Annotated in this window: 12 protein-coding genes; 11 read left to right on the forward strand and 1 reads right to left on the reverse strand. The window is 54.1% G+C overall.

Annotated elements, in window-relative coordinates; all coding sequences use genetic code 11:
- Positions 1-41 precede the first annotated feature (41 nt).
- The 9 genes from rodZ to HVZ39_RS07190 all read left to right on the forward strand — a co-directional run bounded on the left by rodZ (position 42) and on the right by HVZ39_RS07190 (position 10,231).
- The gene (rodZ, locus tag HVZ39_RS07150; RefSeq protein WP_016154001.1) at positions 42-1,031 is read left to right on the forward strand and encodes a cytoskeleton protein RodZ; all 990 of its coding nucleotides are present in this window, start codon (positions 42-44) and stop codon (positions 1,029-1,031) included.
- Positions 1,032-1,057: 26 nt separating this feature from the next.
- The gene (gene ispG, locus HVZ39_RS07155) at positions 1,058-2,176 is read left to right on the forward strand and encodes a flavodoxin-dependent (E)-4-hydroxy-3-methylbut-2-enyl-diphosphate synthase (RefSeq protein WP_016154000.1); all 1,119 of its coding nucleotides are present in this window, start codon (positions 1,058-1,060) and stop codon (positions 2,174-2,176) included.
- A gap of 110 nt (positions 2,177-2,286) precedes the next feature.
- Positions 2,287-3,561 (forward strand): histidine--tRNA ligase, encoded by a 1,275-nt coding sequence (hisS, locus tag HVZ39_RS07160; RefSeq protein ID WP_016153999.1) that lies wholly within the window; start codon positions 2,287-2,289, stop codon positions 3,559-3,561.
- A gap of 13 nt (positions 3,562-3,574) precedes the next feature.
- Positions 3,575-4,195 carry a YfgM family protein gene (locus tag HVZ39_RS07165; protein ID WP_016157128.1) on the forward strand — a complete coding sequence of 207 codons (621 nt, stop codon included), beginning with the start codon at positions 3,575-3,577 and terminating at the stop codon, positions 4,193-4,195.
- Positions 4,196-4,205: 10 nt separating this feature from the next.
- The gene (gene bamB / locus HVZ39_RS07170) at positions 4,206-5,384 is read left to right on the forward strand and encodes an outer membrane protein assembly factor BamB (RefSeq protein WP_016153997.1); all 1,179 of its coding nucleotides are present in this window, start codon (positions 4,206-4,208) and stop codon (positions 5,382-5,384) included.
- A 118-nt stretch (positions 5,385-5,502) separates the two neighbouring features.
- Positions 5,503-6,975, forward strand: coding sequence for a ribosome biogenesis GTPase Der (gene der, locus HVZ39_RS07175; protein WP_016153996.1), 1,473 nt, complete (start codon positions 5,503-5,505; stop codon positions 6,973-6,975).
- A gap of 301 nt (positions 6,976-7,276) precedes the next feature.
- Entirely contained in the window at positions 7,277-8,818 is a 1,542-nt protein-coding gene (locus HVZ39_RS07180) for a peptide MFS transporter (protein WP_016157127.1), read from the forward strand.
- 63 nt (positions 8,819-8,881) lie between these two features.
- Positions 8,882-9,964: a Gfo/Idh/MocA family oxidoreductase gene (locus HVZ39_RS07185; protein WP_181633408.1), complete on the forward strand. Its 1,083-nt coding sequence runs from the start codon at positions 8,882-8,884 to the stop codon at positions 9,962-9,964.
- Positions 9,965-10,015: 51 nt separating this feature from the next.
- On the forward strand, positions 10,016-10,231 hold the full coding sequence (locus tag HVZ39_RS07190) for a zinc ribbon domain-containing protein (RefSeq protein ID WP_019077377.1): 216 nt from the start codon (positions 10,016-10,018) through the stop codon (positions 10,229-10,231).
- On the opposite strand, the gene xseA is transcribed toward HVZ39_RS07190, so the two are convergent.
- Entirely contained in the window at positions 10,228-11,601 is a 1,374-nt protein-coding gene (gene xseA / locus HVZ39_RS07195) for an exodeoxyribonuclease VII large subunit (RefSeq protein ID WP_080860045.1), read from the reverse strand. The two genes, HVZ39_RS07190 and xseA, sit on opposite strands and share 4 nt — an antisense overlap.
- A 160-nt stretch (positions 11,602-11,761) precedes the next feature.
- On the opposite strand from xseA, the gene guaB reads away from it, so the two are divergent.
- A complete protein-coding gene (guaB, locus tag HVZ39_RS07200; protein ID WP_181633409.1) occupies positions 11,762-13,228 on the forward strand; it encodes an IMP dehydrogenase in 1,467 nt (488 codons plus the stop codon).
- Positions 13,229-13,291: 63 nt separating this feature from the next.
- Entirely contained in the window at positions 13,292-14,869 is a 1,578-nt protein-coding gene (gene guaA / locus HVZ39_RS07205) for a glutamine-hydrolyzing GMP synthase (RefSeq protein WP_181633410.1), read from the forward strand.
- The last annotated feature ends 71 nt before the right edge of the window (positions 14,870-14,940 follow it).

Consider the following 14,940-nt stretch of genomic DNA (forward strand, 5'->3'; position numbering starts at 1 on the left):
GCTCGCCGGCATCAGAACCCAAATTTACGCAGCTGTAGCGAATGAATACTGAAGCCACGCACGACAAAAATGAAGCACTATCCACCGGCGTTCGTCTGCGCAATGCCCGTGAACAACTCGGATTCAGCCAGCAGGCAGTCGCGGAGCGACTTTGCCTGAAGGTCTCCACGGTACGTGATATTGAAGAAGATAAGGCACCAGCCGATCTCGCTTCAACATTCCTGCGCGGGTATATCCGTTCTTATGCGCGTCTGGTGCATATTCCTGAAGAAGAACTGTTGCCAGGGCTGGAAAAACAGGCTCCGATTCGCCCAGCCAAAGTCGCACCGATGCAGAGCTTCTCGCTCGGTAAGCGTCGTAAAAAACGCGACGGCTGGTTAATGACCTTTACCTGGCTGGTGCTGTTTGTCGTTGTCGGACTGACGGGAGCCTGGTGGTGGCAGAACCATAAAGCGCAGCAGGAAGAGATCACCACCATGGCCGATCAATCCTCCGCTGAGCTGAATGCCGGTAAAGATGGTGCGCAGAACGTACCGTTAGATACCAGCGCCGCAGCGGGCCAGGATACTACCCCGGCTCCAGACGATGGCGCGGTGGCGGACGCAGCGCCTACGCCAGATGTTGCTGCAACCCCGGCACCTGCCGCTGATGCGCAGCAGAATGCCGTTGTGGCACCTTCTCAGGCTAACGTCGATACCGCAACTGCTGCGCCAGCGACCGCGGCGCCGCTGCCGACTGACCAGGCGGGTGTCACTACCCCAGCCGCCGATCCTAACGCACTGGTAATGAACTTTACCGCCGATTGCTGGCTGGAAGTGACCGATGCGACCGGAAAAAAACTGTTCAGTGGTATGCAGCGTAAGGACGGCAATCTGAATCTGACGGGTCAGGCGCCGTACAAACTGAAAATTGGCGCTCCGGCGGCAGTGCAGATTCAGTTCCAGGGTAAACCTGTCGATCTGAGTCGTTTTATCAGAACTAACCAGGTTGCGCGTCTGACCGTTAATGCCGAACAATCACCGGCTCAGTAACAGACGGCAATGCGGGAGATTTTTTAATGCATAACCAGGCTCCAATTCAACGTAGAAAATCGACACGCATTTACGTTGGGAACGTGCCGATCGGCGATGGCGCGCCCATCGCCGTACAGTCTATGACCAATACGCGTACCACCGATGTGGAAGCGACGGTTAATCAGATCAAAGCGCTGGAACGCGTCGGCGCAGATATTGTTCGTGTCTCCGTACCGACAATGGATGCCGCAGAAGCGTTCAAGCTTATCAAACAGCAGGTTAATGTCCCGCTGGTTGCCGATATTCACTTCGACTATCGTATCGCGCTGAAAGTGGCGGAATACGGCGTCGATTGCCTGCGTATCAACCCAGGCAATATCGGTAATGAAGAGCGTATCCGCATGGTAGTGGACTGCGCTCGTGATAAAAATATTCCTATCCGTATCGGCGTCAACGCCGGATCGCTGGAAAAAGATCTGCAGGAAAAATACGGTGAACCGACGCCGCAGGCGCTGCTGGAATCCGCTATGCGCCATGTGGATCACCTCGATCGTCTGAACTTCGATCAATTCAAAGTCAGCGTTAAAGCGTCTGACGTTTTCCTCGCCGTAGAATCCTATCGCCTGCTGGCGAAACAGATCGATCAACCGCTGCATTTGGGGATCACCGAAGCCGGTGGCGCACGCAGCGGGGCGGTAAAATCAGCGATCGGTTTAGGATTGCTGTTGTCCGAAGGGATCGGCGATACGCTGCGTGTCTCTCTGGCAGCGGATCCGGTGGAAGAGATCAAAGTTGGCTTCGATATCCTGAAATCGCTGCGCATTCGTGCCCGCGGGATCAACTTTATCGCCTGCCCAACCTGCTCGCGTCAGGAGTTCGACGTTATCGGTACGGTGAACGCGCTGGAACAACGTCTGGAAGATATCATTACGCCAATGGATGTTTCGATCATCGGCTGCGTGGTGAACGGTCCTGGCGAAGCGCTGGTTTCTACGCTGGGCGTCACGGGTGGTAACAAGAAAAGCGGTCTGTATGAAGACGGCGTGCGTAAGGATCGACTCGATAACGACGATATGATTACGCAGCTTGAAGCCCGCATTCGCGCCAAAGCGAGTATCCTGGACGAAGCGCGTCGTATTGACGTGCAGCAGCTTGAAAAATAACAACGTGATGGGAAGCGGTGTGCTTCCCGTGTATGATTGAACCCGCATGGCGCCCGCATTGTTCGGGTTAGCGCTGAGGGTTCATTTTTATATTCATAAAGAGAATAAACGTGGCAAAAAACATTCAAGCCATTCGCGGCATGAACGATTATCTGCCTGGCGAAACCGCCATCTGGCAGCGCATTGAAGGCACTCTCAAAAACGTGCTCGGTAGCTACGGTTACAGTGAAATCCGCTTGCCGATTGTAGAGCAGACCCCGTTATTCAAACGCGCGATCGGTGAAGTCACCGACGTGGTTGAAAAAGAGATGTATACCTTTGAGGACCGTAATGGCGACAGCCTGACGTTGCGTCCTGAAGGGACTGCGGGCTGCGTACGCGCCGGCATCGAACATGGTCTCCTGTACAATCAGGAACAGCGTCTGTGGTATATCGGGCCGATGTTCCGCCACGAACGTCCGCAAAAAGGGCGCTATCGTCAATTCCATCAGTTGGGTGTCGAAGTGTTTGGCCTGCAAGGCCCGGACATCGATGCTGAACTGATTATGCTGACCGCTCGCTGGTGGCGCGCGCTGGGTATTTCTCAGCATGTCAGCCTTGAGCTGAACTCAATTGGTTCGCTTGAAGCCCGCGCTAACTACCGTGATGCGCTGGTCGCCTACCTGGAACAGCACAAAGAGAAACTGGACGAAGACTGCAAGCGCCGTATGTACACTAACCCGCTGCGCGTTCTCGACTCCAAAAACCCGGAAGTACAGGCGCTGCTCAACGACGCACCTGCGCTGGGCGACTATCTTGATGACGACTCTCGCGAGCACTTTGCGGGCCTGTGCAAACTGCTGGAATCCGCAGGTATTGCCTACACCGTCAATCAGCGTCTGGTTCGTGGTCTTGATTATTACAACCGCACCGTATTTGAGTGGGTTACCAGCAGCCTGGGCTCTCAGGGTACCGTGTGTGCCGGTGGGCGTTACGACGGTCTGGTAGAGCAACTTGGCGGTCGCGCAACGCCGGCCGTAGGCTTTGCCATGGGTCTGGAACGACTTGTTTTGTTAGTTCAGGCAGTTAATCCGGAATTTAACGCAGATCCTGTTGTCGATATATACCTGGTCGCTTCGGGGGCGGACACGCAGTCGGTGGCAATGCGGCTTGCAGAACGTCTGCGCGATGAAGTTCCTGGTGTGAAACTGATGACAAACCACGGTGGCGGCAACTTTAAGAAACAGTTCGCCCGCGCCGACAAGTGGGGCGCCCGCGTTGCACTGGTACTGGGCGAGTCCGAAGTGGCTGACGGTACTGTTGTAGTGAAGGATTTGCGCTCTGGTGAGCAAACGGCAGTAGCGCAGGATAGCGTTGCCGCGCATTTGCGCACTCTACTGGGCTAAGGAGAAGGACAGCGTGGAAATTTACGAGAACGAAAACGACCAGATTGATGCAGTAAAACGCTTCTTTGCTGAAAACGGCAAAGCGCTGGCTGTTGGGGTCATTTTAGGGGTTGGCGCGCTGGTTGGCTGGCGTTACTGGACCAGCCATCAGACGGAGTCCGCACGCTCTGCTTCTCTGGCATATCAAAATACGGTGACTGCGGTTAGCGCGGGTAAACCGGATAGCCTTCCTGCTGCAGAGAAATTTGCCGCAGAAAACAAAAATACCTACGGCGCGTTAGCTTCACTGGAACTGGCGCAGCAGTTTGTTGACCAAAATGAACTTGAGAAAGCCGCAAGCCAGCTGCAACAAGGCTTAGCAGCGACCAGCGATGAGAATCTCAAAGCGGTGATTAACCTGCGTCTGGCTCGTGTTCAGGTTCAGCTTAAACAGGCTGATACCGCGCTGAAAACACTCGACACCATTAAAGGTGAAGGGTGGACGGCCATTGTTGCCGACCTGCGCGGTGAAGCATTGCTGAGCAAAGGCGACAAACAAGGTGCGCGTAGCGCATGGGAAGCGGGCGTGAAAAGCGATGCCTCTCCTGCTCTGAGCGAAATGATGCAGATGAAAATCAATAATTTGTCCATCTGAGAGGGACCCGATGCAATTGCGTAAATTACTTCTGCCAGGGCTGCTTTCCGTTACCCTATTGAGCGGCTGTTCACTGTTTAGTGGCGAAGAAGATGTCGTTAAGATGTCCCCATTACCGGTGGTTGAAAACCAGTTTACTCCGTCTACGGACTGGAGCACCTCTGTAGGTAACGGTATTGGCGATTTCTATTCCAATCTTCATCCTGCGCTGGCGGATAACGTTGTCTATGCAGCCGATCGCGCCGGCGTCGTTAAGGCGTTGAATGCGGACGACGGCAAAGAAGTCTGGTCTGTTAATCTGGGTGAGAAAGACGGCTGGTTCTCCCGCGCATCTGCACAGCTTTCTGGCGGTGTAACCGTGTCCGGTGGCCATGTTTACATTGGCAGCGAAAAAGCGCAGGTTTATGCGCTGAACACCAGCGATGGTACCACCGCATGGCAGACGAAAGTTGCCGGTGAAGCGCTGTCTCGTCCTGTTGTGAGCGATGGCGTGGTATTAATCCACACCAGTAACGGTCAGTTGCAGGCCCTGAACGAAGCAGACGGCGCCATCAAATGGACCGTTAACCTCGACATGCCTTCTCTGTCTCTGCGCGGTGAATCTGCCCCAGCGACCGCCTTTGGCGCAGCTATCGTTGGCGGTGATAACGGCCGCGTAAGCGCCGTGCTGATGCAGCAGGGCCAGATGATTTGGCAGCAGCGTATTTCTCAGGCGACAGGTCCAACGGAAATCGATCGTCTGAGCGACGTTGATACCACGCCTGTTATCGTCAATGGCGTTGTCTACGCGCTGGCTTATAATGGTAACCTGACGGCGCTGGATCTGCGCAGCGGTCAGATCATGTGGAAACGTGAACTGGGCTCAGTGAATGATTTCATCGTCGACGGTAACCGTATCTACCTTGTTGACCAGAACGACCGTGTACTGGCGCTGACCACCGACGGCGGTGTGACGCTGTGGACGCAAAGCGATCTGCTGCACCGTCTGTTGACGTCCCCGGTATTGTATAACGGCAATCTGGTCGTAGGTGATAGCGAAGGCTACCTGCACTGGATTAACGTTGACGATGGCCGCTTTGTCGCCCAGCAGAAAGTTGACAGCTCTGGTTTCCTGACCGAGCCGGTCTCTGCTGATGGTAAACTGCTGATCCAGGCGAAAGACGGTACGCTGTACTCTATTACGCGTTAATCGTCCCGGCCGCTCGCTTTGAAAAACGGCTCCTGGTGCAGGGGCCGTTTTACTGTTTTTAACAACGGCGCAAAAAATGTGCCCGTTGTCTGATGATTTATTAAATGAGGCTTTAAACATGGTACCTGTGGTCGCGCTTGTCGGGCGCCCTAACGTTGGCAAATCCACGTTATTTAACCGTCTAACTCGCACCCGAGATGCGCTGGTTGCGGATTTCCCGGGTCTGACTCGTGACCGTAAGTACGGTCGTGCGGAAATTGAAGGCCGCGAGTTTATCTGTATTGATACCGGCGGTATTGATGGCACCGAAGACGGTGTAGAAACCCGCATGGCGGAACAGTCGCTGTTGGCAATCGAAGAAGCAGACGTTGTGCTGTTCATGGTAGATGCGCGTGCTGGCCTGATGCCTGCGGATGAAGCCATTGCGAAACATCTGCGTTCGCGCCAGAAACCGACGTTCCTGGTAGCCAACAAAACTGACGGACTCGATCCTGATCAGGCGGTCGTCGATTTCTACTCGCTGGGTCTGGGTGAAATTTATCCGATCGCGGCATCCCATGGTCGTGGCGTTCTCAGCCTGCTGGAGCATGTTCTGCTGCCGTGGATGGATGACGTTGCTCCTCAGGAAGAGGTGGATGAAGATGCAGAATATTGGGCGCAACTGGAAGCCGAAGAGAACGGCGAAGAAGAGCCTGAAGATGACTTCAACCCGCAGGATCTGCCGATCAAACTGGCGATTGTTGGTCGCCCGAACGTAGGTAAGTCCACGCTTACTAACCGTATTCTCGGCGAAGACCGCGTAGTGGTTTACGACATGCCGGGGACCACGCGTGACAGTATTTATATCCCGATGCAACGCGATGAGCGCGAATATGTGCTCATTGATACCGCGGGCGTGCGTAAGCGCGGCAAAATTACCGAAGCAGTAGAAAAATTCTCAGTTATCAAAACGCTGCAGGCGATTGAAGATGCCAACGTGGTGATGCTGGTGATTGACGCGCGCGAAGGTATTTCCGATCAGGACCTGTCGCTGCTGGGCTTTATCCTCAATAGTGGGCGTTCACTTGTTATTGTGGTCAACAAGTGGGATGGCCTGACGCAGGAAGTGAAAGAGCAGGTCAAAGAGACGTTGGACTTCCGTCTGGGCTTTATTGATTTTGCGCGTGTACACTTCATCTCTGCGCTGCACGGCAGCGGCGTGGGTAATCTGTTTGAATCGGTCCGCGAAGCGTATGACAGCTCCACCCGTCGCGTCAGCACCGCGATGCTGACGCGCATTATGACTATGGCGGCAGAAGATCATCAGCCGCCGCTGGTGCGTGGTCGTCGTGTGAAGCTGAAATATGCCCACGCCGGTGGTTATAACCCACCAATCGTGGTGATTCACGGCAACCAGGTCAAAGACCTGCCGGATTCCTACAAGCGCTATCTGATGAACTATTTCCGTAAGTCTTTGGATGTGATGGGGACGCCGATCCGCATTCAGTTCAAAGAAGGGGAAAACCCGTTTGCGAACAAGCGTAATACGCTGACGCCGACGCAGATGCGTAAACGTAAGCGTTTGATAAAACACATCAAAAAAAGCAAGTAACTGTTGCTGATTCTGATAAAAACCCGTGCTTGTCGCGGGTTTTTTTTTCGACGTTCCATCGCCAGCCTCAGCCCGTGCGATGTCAATCACTATTCATTTTTTACCAAGTTTAAATCTAAGAAAGTAGACATTTGTCGAGTTTTCATCTTAAAGTCCGGGGGCTGGTACTAGACAAAACTAGCCTTAGGTTATCAAATGGTTAAATAAATTTTCGCCGCATGTAAAAAATCGGTCAGATACGTAACTGGCTGGCGTACATCGCGGTGTTTACACACACGACGACATAACTTTCGGGAGAATTATGCAATCCTCTGTTAATCAAAAAGAAAGCCGAACTTTCTTCGGCCATCCTTATCCGCTCGGCTCGCTGTTCTTCACAGAGATGTGGGAGCGCTTCTCGTTTTATGGCATTCGCCCGTTACTGATCCTGTTTATGGCTGCTACCGTTTATGACGGCGGCATGGGGCTGGCACGTGAAAATGCCTCGGCGATTGTGGGTATCTTTGCCGGTACGATGTACCTCGCTGCGCTGCCGGGTGGCTGGCTGGCGGATAACTGGCTCGGCCAACAGAAAGCGGTGTGGTACGGTTCCATCCTGATTGCCCTCGGCCATCTGTCAATTGCGCTCTCCGCCATTATGGGGAACAACCTGTTCTTTATTGGTCTGATGTTTATCGTGCTCGGCTCCGGTCTGTTTAAGACCTGTATTTCGGTCATGGTTGGCACGCTGTATAAAAAAGGCGATGCGCGTCGCGACGGCGGTTTCTCGCTGTTCTACATGGGCATCAACATGGGGTCGTTTATCGCGCCGCTAATTTCCGGCTGGCTGATTAAAACCCACGGCTGGCACTGGGGCTTTGGCATCGGTGGTATCGGGATGTTGGTGGCGTTGATCATTTTCCGTGTATTTGCTGTTCCATCGATGAAACGCTACGACAGCGAAGTGGGGCTCGACTCCACCTGGAATAGCCCGGTAGTGAAACGTAACGGCGTGGGCGCGTGGCTGCTGGCGCTGGCCGTCGGTGCGGCGGTTATCGTTACGCTGATAGCGCAGGGCGTGATTGTAATTAATCCGGTCGCGGTTGCCAGCATGCTGGTGTACGTGATTGCAGCCTCCGTTGCGCTCTACTTTATCTACCTGTTCATCTTTGCCGGTCTGAACCGTAAAGAGCGCGCCAGACTGCTGGTCTGCTTTATCCTGCTGGTTTCCGCCGCGTTCTTCTGGTCCGCGTTTGAGCAGAAGCCAACCTCGTTCAACCTGTTCGCCAACGACTACACTAACCGTATGATCGGTGATTTTGAAATCCCGGCGGTCTGGTTCCAGTCGATAAACGCGCTGTTTATTATCCTGCTGGCACCGGTATTCAGCTGGGCATGGCCGAAGCTGGCAAGCATGAACATTCGCCCGAGTAGCATCACCAAGTTTGTTATCGGTATCCTCTTTGCGGCGGCAGGCTTTGGTCTGATGATGCTGGCGGCGCAAAACGTTCTCAGTAACGGCGGGGCAGGCGTTTCTCCATTCTGGCTGGTGGGCAGTATCCTGATGCTGACGCTTGGCGAGCTGTGCCTGAGTCCGATCGGTCTGGCGACAATGACGCTGCTGGCGCCGGAAAGAATGCGCGGGCAGATGATGGGCCTGTGGTTCTGCGCCAGTGCGCTGGGCAACCTGGCCGCAGGTTTGATTGGCGGTCATGTGAAGGCTGACCAACTGGATATGCTGCCGGATCTCTTCGCACGCTGCTCGATTGCGCTGCTGATCTGTGCTGCGGTACTGATCATCCTCATTGTTCCGATTCGTCGCATGCTGGAAAATACGCAAACTAAACCGGCAACTAGCGCCTGATAACACCTCGATTGTGCCGGGGCAGACGTTATGTCCCGGCTATTCAATTAACGAGGTAAGAGCATGCTGTTAGGATTTGTTGGGCTTGGTGCAGTCGTTGAAACGGCATACTTGCCCGCATTACGTAATATGTTCGGTGATGCACTACGCTGTGTGGGATTTGATGTTCAATCCGCAAAGCAGCCCGCAGACGTGACACGCTGTGCGTTGCTCGCTGAACTTCTTGCAATGCCGCTTGATACCCTGTTTATTACCACCGCATCCCTGCATCACCTCGATGTGCTTGAACAGGCGCTGGCGGCTCCCATCGCTCGTATTGTGGTCGAAAAGCCTATTGTCGCCACGCTTTCCCAAATTGAAAAACTGAAAACGCTGCTGACTCAACCGGATGCTGCCAACCGCGTGCTGGCACTCGACCATTGGATGGCACGCAATGGTGCAATGCAGCTGGCGTTGGGCAAACTCGGAGCGCAGTGGCAGGGCGATAATCCGCAACAGGCACTTGTCTCTAACTTTTCACACATTGTTAAAATCGACGGTTTTTTGCTGGAACCGAGCGGGTTTAACGCTGTTGGAGAACCCATTGCGCTAAACTTTGCCACCGGTGAGCCGGATACCCGTGAGCTTCGTCATCCGGACGGTGTGATTCTGGACATTGGCACACATGTACTGGCAATGCTGCGTGAAACAGTGCGTTACCTGGGCGGTAATGACAGTATGACCTTGCAGGTGAAAAGCGCTAAAGACCGTCTGGGACGAAATATTGTAGAGGGTGACCTGACCACAGCAGAAGGAGAGGCGCATCTGCAGGGACAGATTAGCGGCATTCCGCTGGACATCTGGCTGAATAAATACGCGGGGCCGGCTGGCGGACAAAAAGGCTTGCGCCTTTGTCTGCGCGATGGTCGTGTCATTAGCCATGATCGCCGTGGTGTCGAGGATGTGCTCGAATTGATTGACGGTGATGTTGTACAACGCTGGAGTCTGCCTGGTAGTGTATATGCCCATTGTCTGGCGGAGCATATTCTGGGCGCGCAAAGTCTGTTTGAAAGCAGTCCACAGGAAGTGAGCCGCACGACGCAGCGCAGGCTGGAGGAAGTGGAGTGCCTGTTAACGTTACAGCAGCAGTTACGCGGGCGGCATTAAACGCATCGTGTTAAACTCAGCGCAGTAATGGATCCCTGTACTGGAGTCGCTATGTCTATTATTTGCCCGGATTGTAATGCAGAGCTGGAGCCGCAAAACGGTATGGCGCACTGTGATAACTGTAATAAAGATATTCAGTTAGAAGCGCACTGCCCGGAGTGCAATCAGCCACTGCAGGTGCTTAAAGCCTGTGGTGCGGTGGATTATTTCTGCCAGAACGGTCATGGCCTTATCTCGAAGAAACGCGTGGCGTTTGTGCCGCTTTAATCCTGTTTTTTCCTGCGTGTTTTCTTTGTCTTCGTGACAGCTCTCACTTCGCTTTCCACCCATCCGTCAGACAGGCGGGTGGTGAGCACATCACCTGCTGTAACCTGTTTAGTCTGTTTCAGCACTTCACCCTCTTTTGCGGTCGTCACGCTATAACCGCGGGCCAGCGTGGCCAGTGGGCTGACTGCCTCAAGATGGGTAACCGCGTTGCCAAAACGCTCGCGCTGTTCGCTTAAACGCGCACGGATATTTTCCGCCAGGCGGTATTCCAGTTGCTGAATGCGTGTTTGCGCACGGTAAATACGCGGCTGCGGGTTTTGCTGATTCAGACGCTGCAGCATGCGCTGCTGACGCTGATTTGCCTGTTTAATCTTATTCTCAAGTGCGAAGTTCATTCTCTGACGCAGTCGTTCCAGCACGGTCTGTTGACGGGCCAGACGCAGTTGCGGATGCTGCTGTTGCAAGCGGTGATGAAGCTGGGTAAATCGACGAGTACGATTGGCGAGGTAGTAGTCCATCGCCATCTCCAGACGCTGCTGACCATGCTGTATTTGACGCAGCAGTTCAAGCTGATTACGGCTGACAATTTCTGCCGCCGCCGACGGCGTAGGTGCCCGTAAATCTGCAATAAAATCGGCAATAGTGACATCGGTTTCATGGCCGACGGCGCTGACGACTGGAATGCGGCTGGCAAAGATCGCCCGTGCAACACGTTCGTCGTTAAAGCTCCACAAATCTTCCAGCGAGCCGCCGCCGCGCCCGACGATCAGCACATCGCACTCGCCCCGCGCGTTCGCCAGTTCAATGGCCCGAACGATCTGCCCTGGCGCATCATCGCCCTGGACTGCGGTCGGGTAGATAATAACGGGCAGGGAAGGGTCGCGACGCTTCAGGACGTGGAGGATATCGTGCAGCGCGGCGCCGGTTTTAGAGGTGATTACCCCGACGCAGTGGGCCGGTGAAGGCAGCGTTTTTTTGAACTGCTGATCGAATAGCCCTTCAGCCTGCAGTTTGGCCTTGAGTTGCTCATATTTTTGCTGCAGCAAACCTTCGCCCGCTGGCTGCATGCTTTCAACAATTATCTGATAGTCGCCGCGCGGCTCGTACAATGTAATGTTGGCGCGTACCAGTACCTGCTGACCGTGCTGTGGTCGGAACGTTACCCGGCGATTGCTGTTGCGAAACATCGCGCAGCGTACCTGAGCGGTGTCATCTTTGAGCGTGAAATACCAGTGACCGGAGGACGGCTGCGTGAAATTCGAAATTTCACCGCTGATCCACACTTGTCCCATTTCCTGCTCAAGCAGCAAACGAACCGTCTGATTCAGGCGGCTTACGGTAAAAATTGAGGTGGTCTGAGAGGATAACATGTGAGCGGGATCAAATTCTAAATCAGCAAGTTATTCAGTCGAAAGTAACATGCTCACAGAGGAGCGCAAGGTTTTTTTGCAAAAAAGTGTGGATGCAATCGGTTACGCTCTGTATAATGCCGCGGCAATATTTAATAACCTCCCAGGTGAGATATTGCCCATGCTACGTATCGCAAAAGAAGCCCTGACGTTTGACGACGTCCTCCTCGTTCCCGCTCATTCTACCGTTCTGCCGAATACTGCTGATCTCAGCACCCAGTTGACGAAAACCATTCGCCTGAACATTCCTATGCTCTCCGCAGCAATGGACACCGTGACGGAAGCGCGCCTGGCAATTGCCCTGGCTCAGGAAGGCGGCATCGGTTTTATCCACAAAAACATGTCTATTGAGCGCCAGGCGGAAGAAGTTCGTCGCGTGAAGAAACACGAATCTGGCGTCGTGACCGACCCACAAACCGTACTGCCAACCACCACTCTGCGCGAAGTAAAAGAACTGACCGAGCGTAACGGTTTCGCAGGCTACCCGGTAGTGACTGAAGATAATGAACTGGTCGGCATCATCACCGGTCGTGACGTACGGTTTGTGACTGATCTGAATCAGCCGGTTAGCGTCTACATGACGCCGAAAGAGCGTCTGGTGACCGTTCGTGAAGGCGAAGCACGCGATGTTGTCTTTGCCAAAATGCACGAAAAACGCGTCGAGAAAGCGCTGGTCGTTGACGACAGCTTCCATCTGATCGGCATGATCACCGTTAAAGATTTCCAGAAAGCGGAACGTAAACCTAACGCCTGTAAAGACGAGCATGGTCGTCTGCGCGTTGGGGCTGCTGTAGGCGCAGGTGCGGGTAACGAAGAGCGTGTTGACGCGCTGGTTGCTGCTGGCGTGGATGTTCTGCTGATTGACTCCTCTCACGGTCACTCAGAAGGCGTACTGCAGCGTATCCGTGAAACTCGTGCTAAATACCCGGATCTGCAGATCATCGGGGGGAACGTTGCGACTGGTGCAGGCGCTCGCGCGCTGGCGGAAGCCGGCTGCAGCGCTGTTAAAGTCGGTATTGGCCCAGGCTCCATCTGTACTACCCGTATCGTTACCGGCGTAGGTGTACCGCAGATCACCGCCGTTTCTGACGCCGTTGAAGCGCTGGAAGGCACTGGTATTCCGGTTATTGCCGATGGTGGTATTCGTTTTTCCGGCGACATCGCAAAAGCGATCGCTGCGGGTGCTTCTGCAGTGATGGTTGGCTCTATGCTGGCGGGGACTGAAGAATCTCCGGGCGAAATCGAACTGTATCAGGGGCGTTCTTACAAATCATACCGTGGTATGGGCTCTTTGGGCGCGATGTCCAAAGGTTCTTCCGACCGTTATTTCCAAAGCGATAACGCCGCTGACAAACTGGTCCCGGAAGGTATCGAAGGTCGCGTTGCGTATAAAGGTCGCCTGAAAGAGATCATTCACCAGCAGATGGGTGGCCTGCGCTCCTGTATGGGTCTGACCGGCTGTGGTACTATCGACGCGCTGCGAACAAAAGCAGAGTTTGTACGTATCAGCGGTGCGGGTATTCAGGAAAGTCACGTTCACGATGTGACCATTACCAAAGAGTCCCCTAACTATCGCATGGGCTCCTGATAAGTTTCCGCGCCCGGCTATATGCCGGGCGAATTTGTTTCACTTGCCTCGGAATTAGCGTCAATGACAGACAATATTCATAAACATCGCATTCTCATCCTTGATTTCGGATCTCAGTACACTCAGCTGGTTGCTCGTCGCGTACGTGAACTGGGCGTCTATTGTGAACTGTGGGCGTGGGATGTTACGGAAGCACAAATTCGCGAATTCAACCCAAGCGGTATCATTCTTTCCGGTGGTCCGGAAAGCACCACTGAAGAAAACAGCCCGCGTGCGCCGGAATTCGTTTTCACTGCGGGCGTGCCAGTTTTCGGCGTGTGCTACGGCATGCAGACTATGGCAATGCAGCTCGGTGGTCATGTTGAAGGTTCTAACGAACGTGAATTCGGCTATGCGCAGGTTGAAGTTCAGACCGACAGCGCGCTGATCCGCGGTATTGAAGACTCTCTGACCGCAGACGGCAAACCACTGCTGGACGTGTGGATGAGCCACGGCGACAAAGTGACCGCTATTCCGGAAGGTTTCGTGACCGTTGCCAGCACCGACAACTGCCCGTTCGCCATCATGGCGCACGAGGAAAAACGTTTCTACGGCGTGCAGTTCCACCCGGAAGTTACCCACACCCGTCAGGGGATGCGCATGCTGGAGCGCTTTGTGCGCGACATCTGCCAGTGTGAAGCGCTGTGGACCCCGGCAAAAATTATCGATGACGCCGTTGCCCGCATTCGTGAGCAGGTTGGCACTGATAAAGTGATCCTCGGCCTCTCCGGCGGCGTTGACTCCTCCGTCACCGCGATGCTGCTGCACCGTGCGATTGGCAAAAACCTGACCTGTGTGTTCGTCGACAACGGTCTGCTGCGTCTCAACGAAGCTCAGCAGGTGATGGATATGTTCGGCGACCATTTCGGCCTGAACATCATTCATGTTGAAGGTGAAAAGCGTTTCCTGGACGCGCTGAAAGGCGAGAACGATCCGGAAGCTAAACGTAAAATCATTGGCCGCGTGTTCGTGGAAGTCTTCGACGAAGAAGCGCTGAAGCTGGAAGACGTTAAGTGGCTGGCGCAGGGAACCATCTATCCGGACGTGATCGAATCCGCGGCTTCTGCCACCGGTAAAGCGCACGTCATCAAATCTCACCACAACGTGGGCGGTTTGCCGAAAGAGATGAAGATGGGGCTGGTTGAACCGCTGCGTGAGCTGTTCAAAGACGAAGTGCGTAAGATTGGTCTGGAGCTGGGTCTGCCGTACGACATGCTGTACCGTCACCCATTCCCGGGGCCGGGTCTGGGCGTACGCGTGCTGGGCGAAGTGAAGAAAGAGTACTGCGACCTGCTGCGCCGTGCGGATGCTATCTTCATTGAGGAACTGCACAACGCTGACCTGTACAACAAAGTGAGCCAGGCGTTCACCGTGTTCCTGCCGGTACGTTCCGTAGGCGTTATGGGCGATGGCCGTAAGTACGACTGGGTTGTTTCCCTGCGTGCTGTTGAAACCATCGACTTTATGACCGCGCACTGGGCGCACCTGCCGTATGACTTCTTAGGCCGCGTCTCTAACCGCATTATCAACGAAGTTAACGGTATTTCCCGCGTGGTGTATGACATCAGCGGTAAGCCGCCAGCTACGATTGAGTGGGAATAATATTCCTCCCGTTTAGCGGTTTCTGAACCGGTAGTATGTAAAAGCCCTCTGTTTACAGAGGGCTTTTTATT

Source organism: Citrobacter sp. RHB35-C21, from assembly GCF_013816515.1.
GTDB lineage: Bacteria > Pseudomonadota > Gammaproteobacteria > Enterobacterales > Enterobacteriaceae > Citrobacter > Citrobacter braakii.

Bases quoted from the DNA above. Each gene is read 5' to 3' on its own strand.
- HVZ39_RS07185 (WP_181633408.1), top strand. From the start codon at position 8,882: ATGCTGTTAGGATTTGTTGGGCTTGGTGCAGTCGTTGAAACGGCATAC.
- HVZ39_RS07190 (WP_019077377.1), top strand. From the start codon at position 10,016: ATGTCTATTATTTGCCCGGATTGTAATGCAGAGCTGGAGCCGCAAAAC.
- rodZ (WP_016154001.1), top strand. From the start codon at position 42: ATGAATACTGAAGCCACGCACGACAAAAATGAAGCACTATCCACCGGC.
- der (WP_016153996.1), top strand. From the start codon at position 5,503: ATGGTACCTGTGGTCGCGCTTGTCGGGCGCCCTAACGTTGGCAAATCC.
- HVZ39_RS07180 (WP_016157127.1), top strand. From the start codon at position 7,277: ATGCAATCCTCTGTTAATCAAAAAGAAAGCCGAACTTTCTTCGGCCAT.
- guaB (WP_181633409.1), top strand. From the start codon at position 11,762: ATGCTACGTATCGCAAAAGAAGCCCTGACGTTTGACGACGTCCTCCTC.
- bamB (WP_016153997.1), top strand. From the start codon at position 4,206: ATGCAATTGCGTAAATTACTTCTGCCAGGGCTGCTTTCCGTTACCCTA.
- guaA (WP_181633410.1), top strand. From the start codon at position 13,292: ATGACAGACAATATTCATAAACATCGCATTCTCATCCTTGATTTCGGA.
- ispG (WP_016154000.1), top strand. From the start codon at position 1,058: ATGCATAACCAGGCTCCAATTCAACGTAGAAAATCGACACGCATTTAC.
- xseA (WP_080860045.1), bottom strand. From the start codon at position 11,601: ATGTTATCCTCTCAGACCACCTCAATTTTTACCGTAAGCCGCCTGAAT.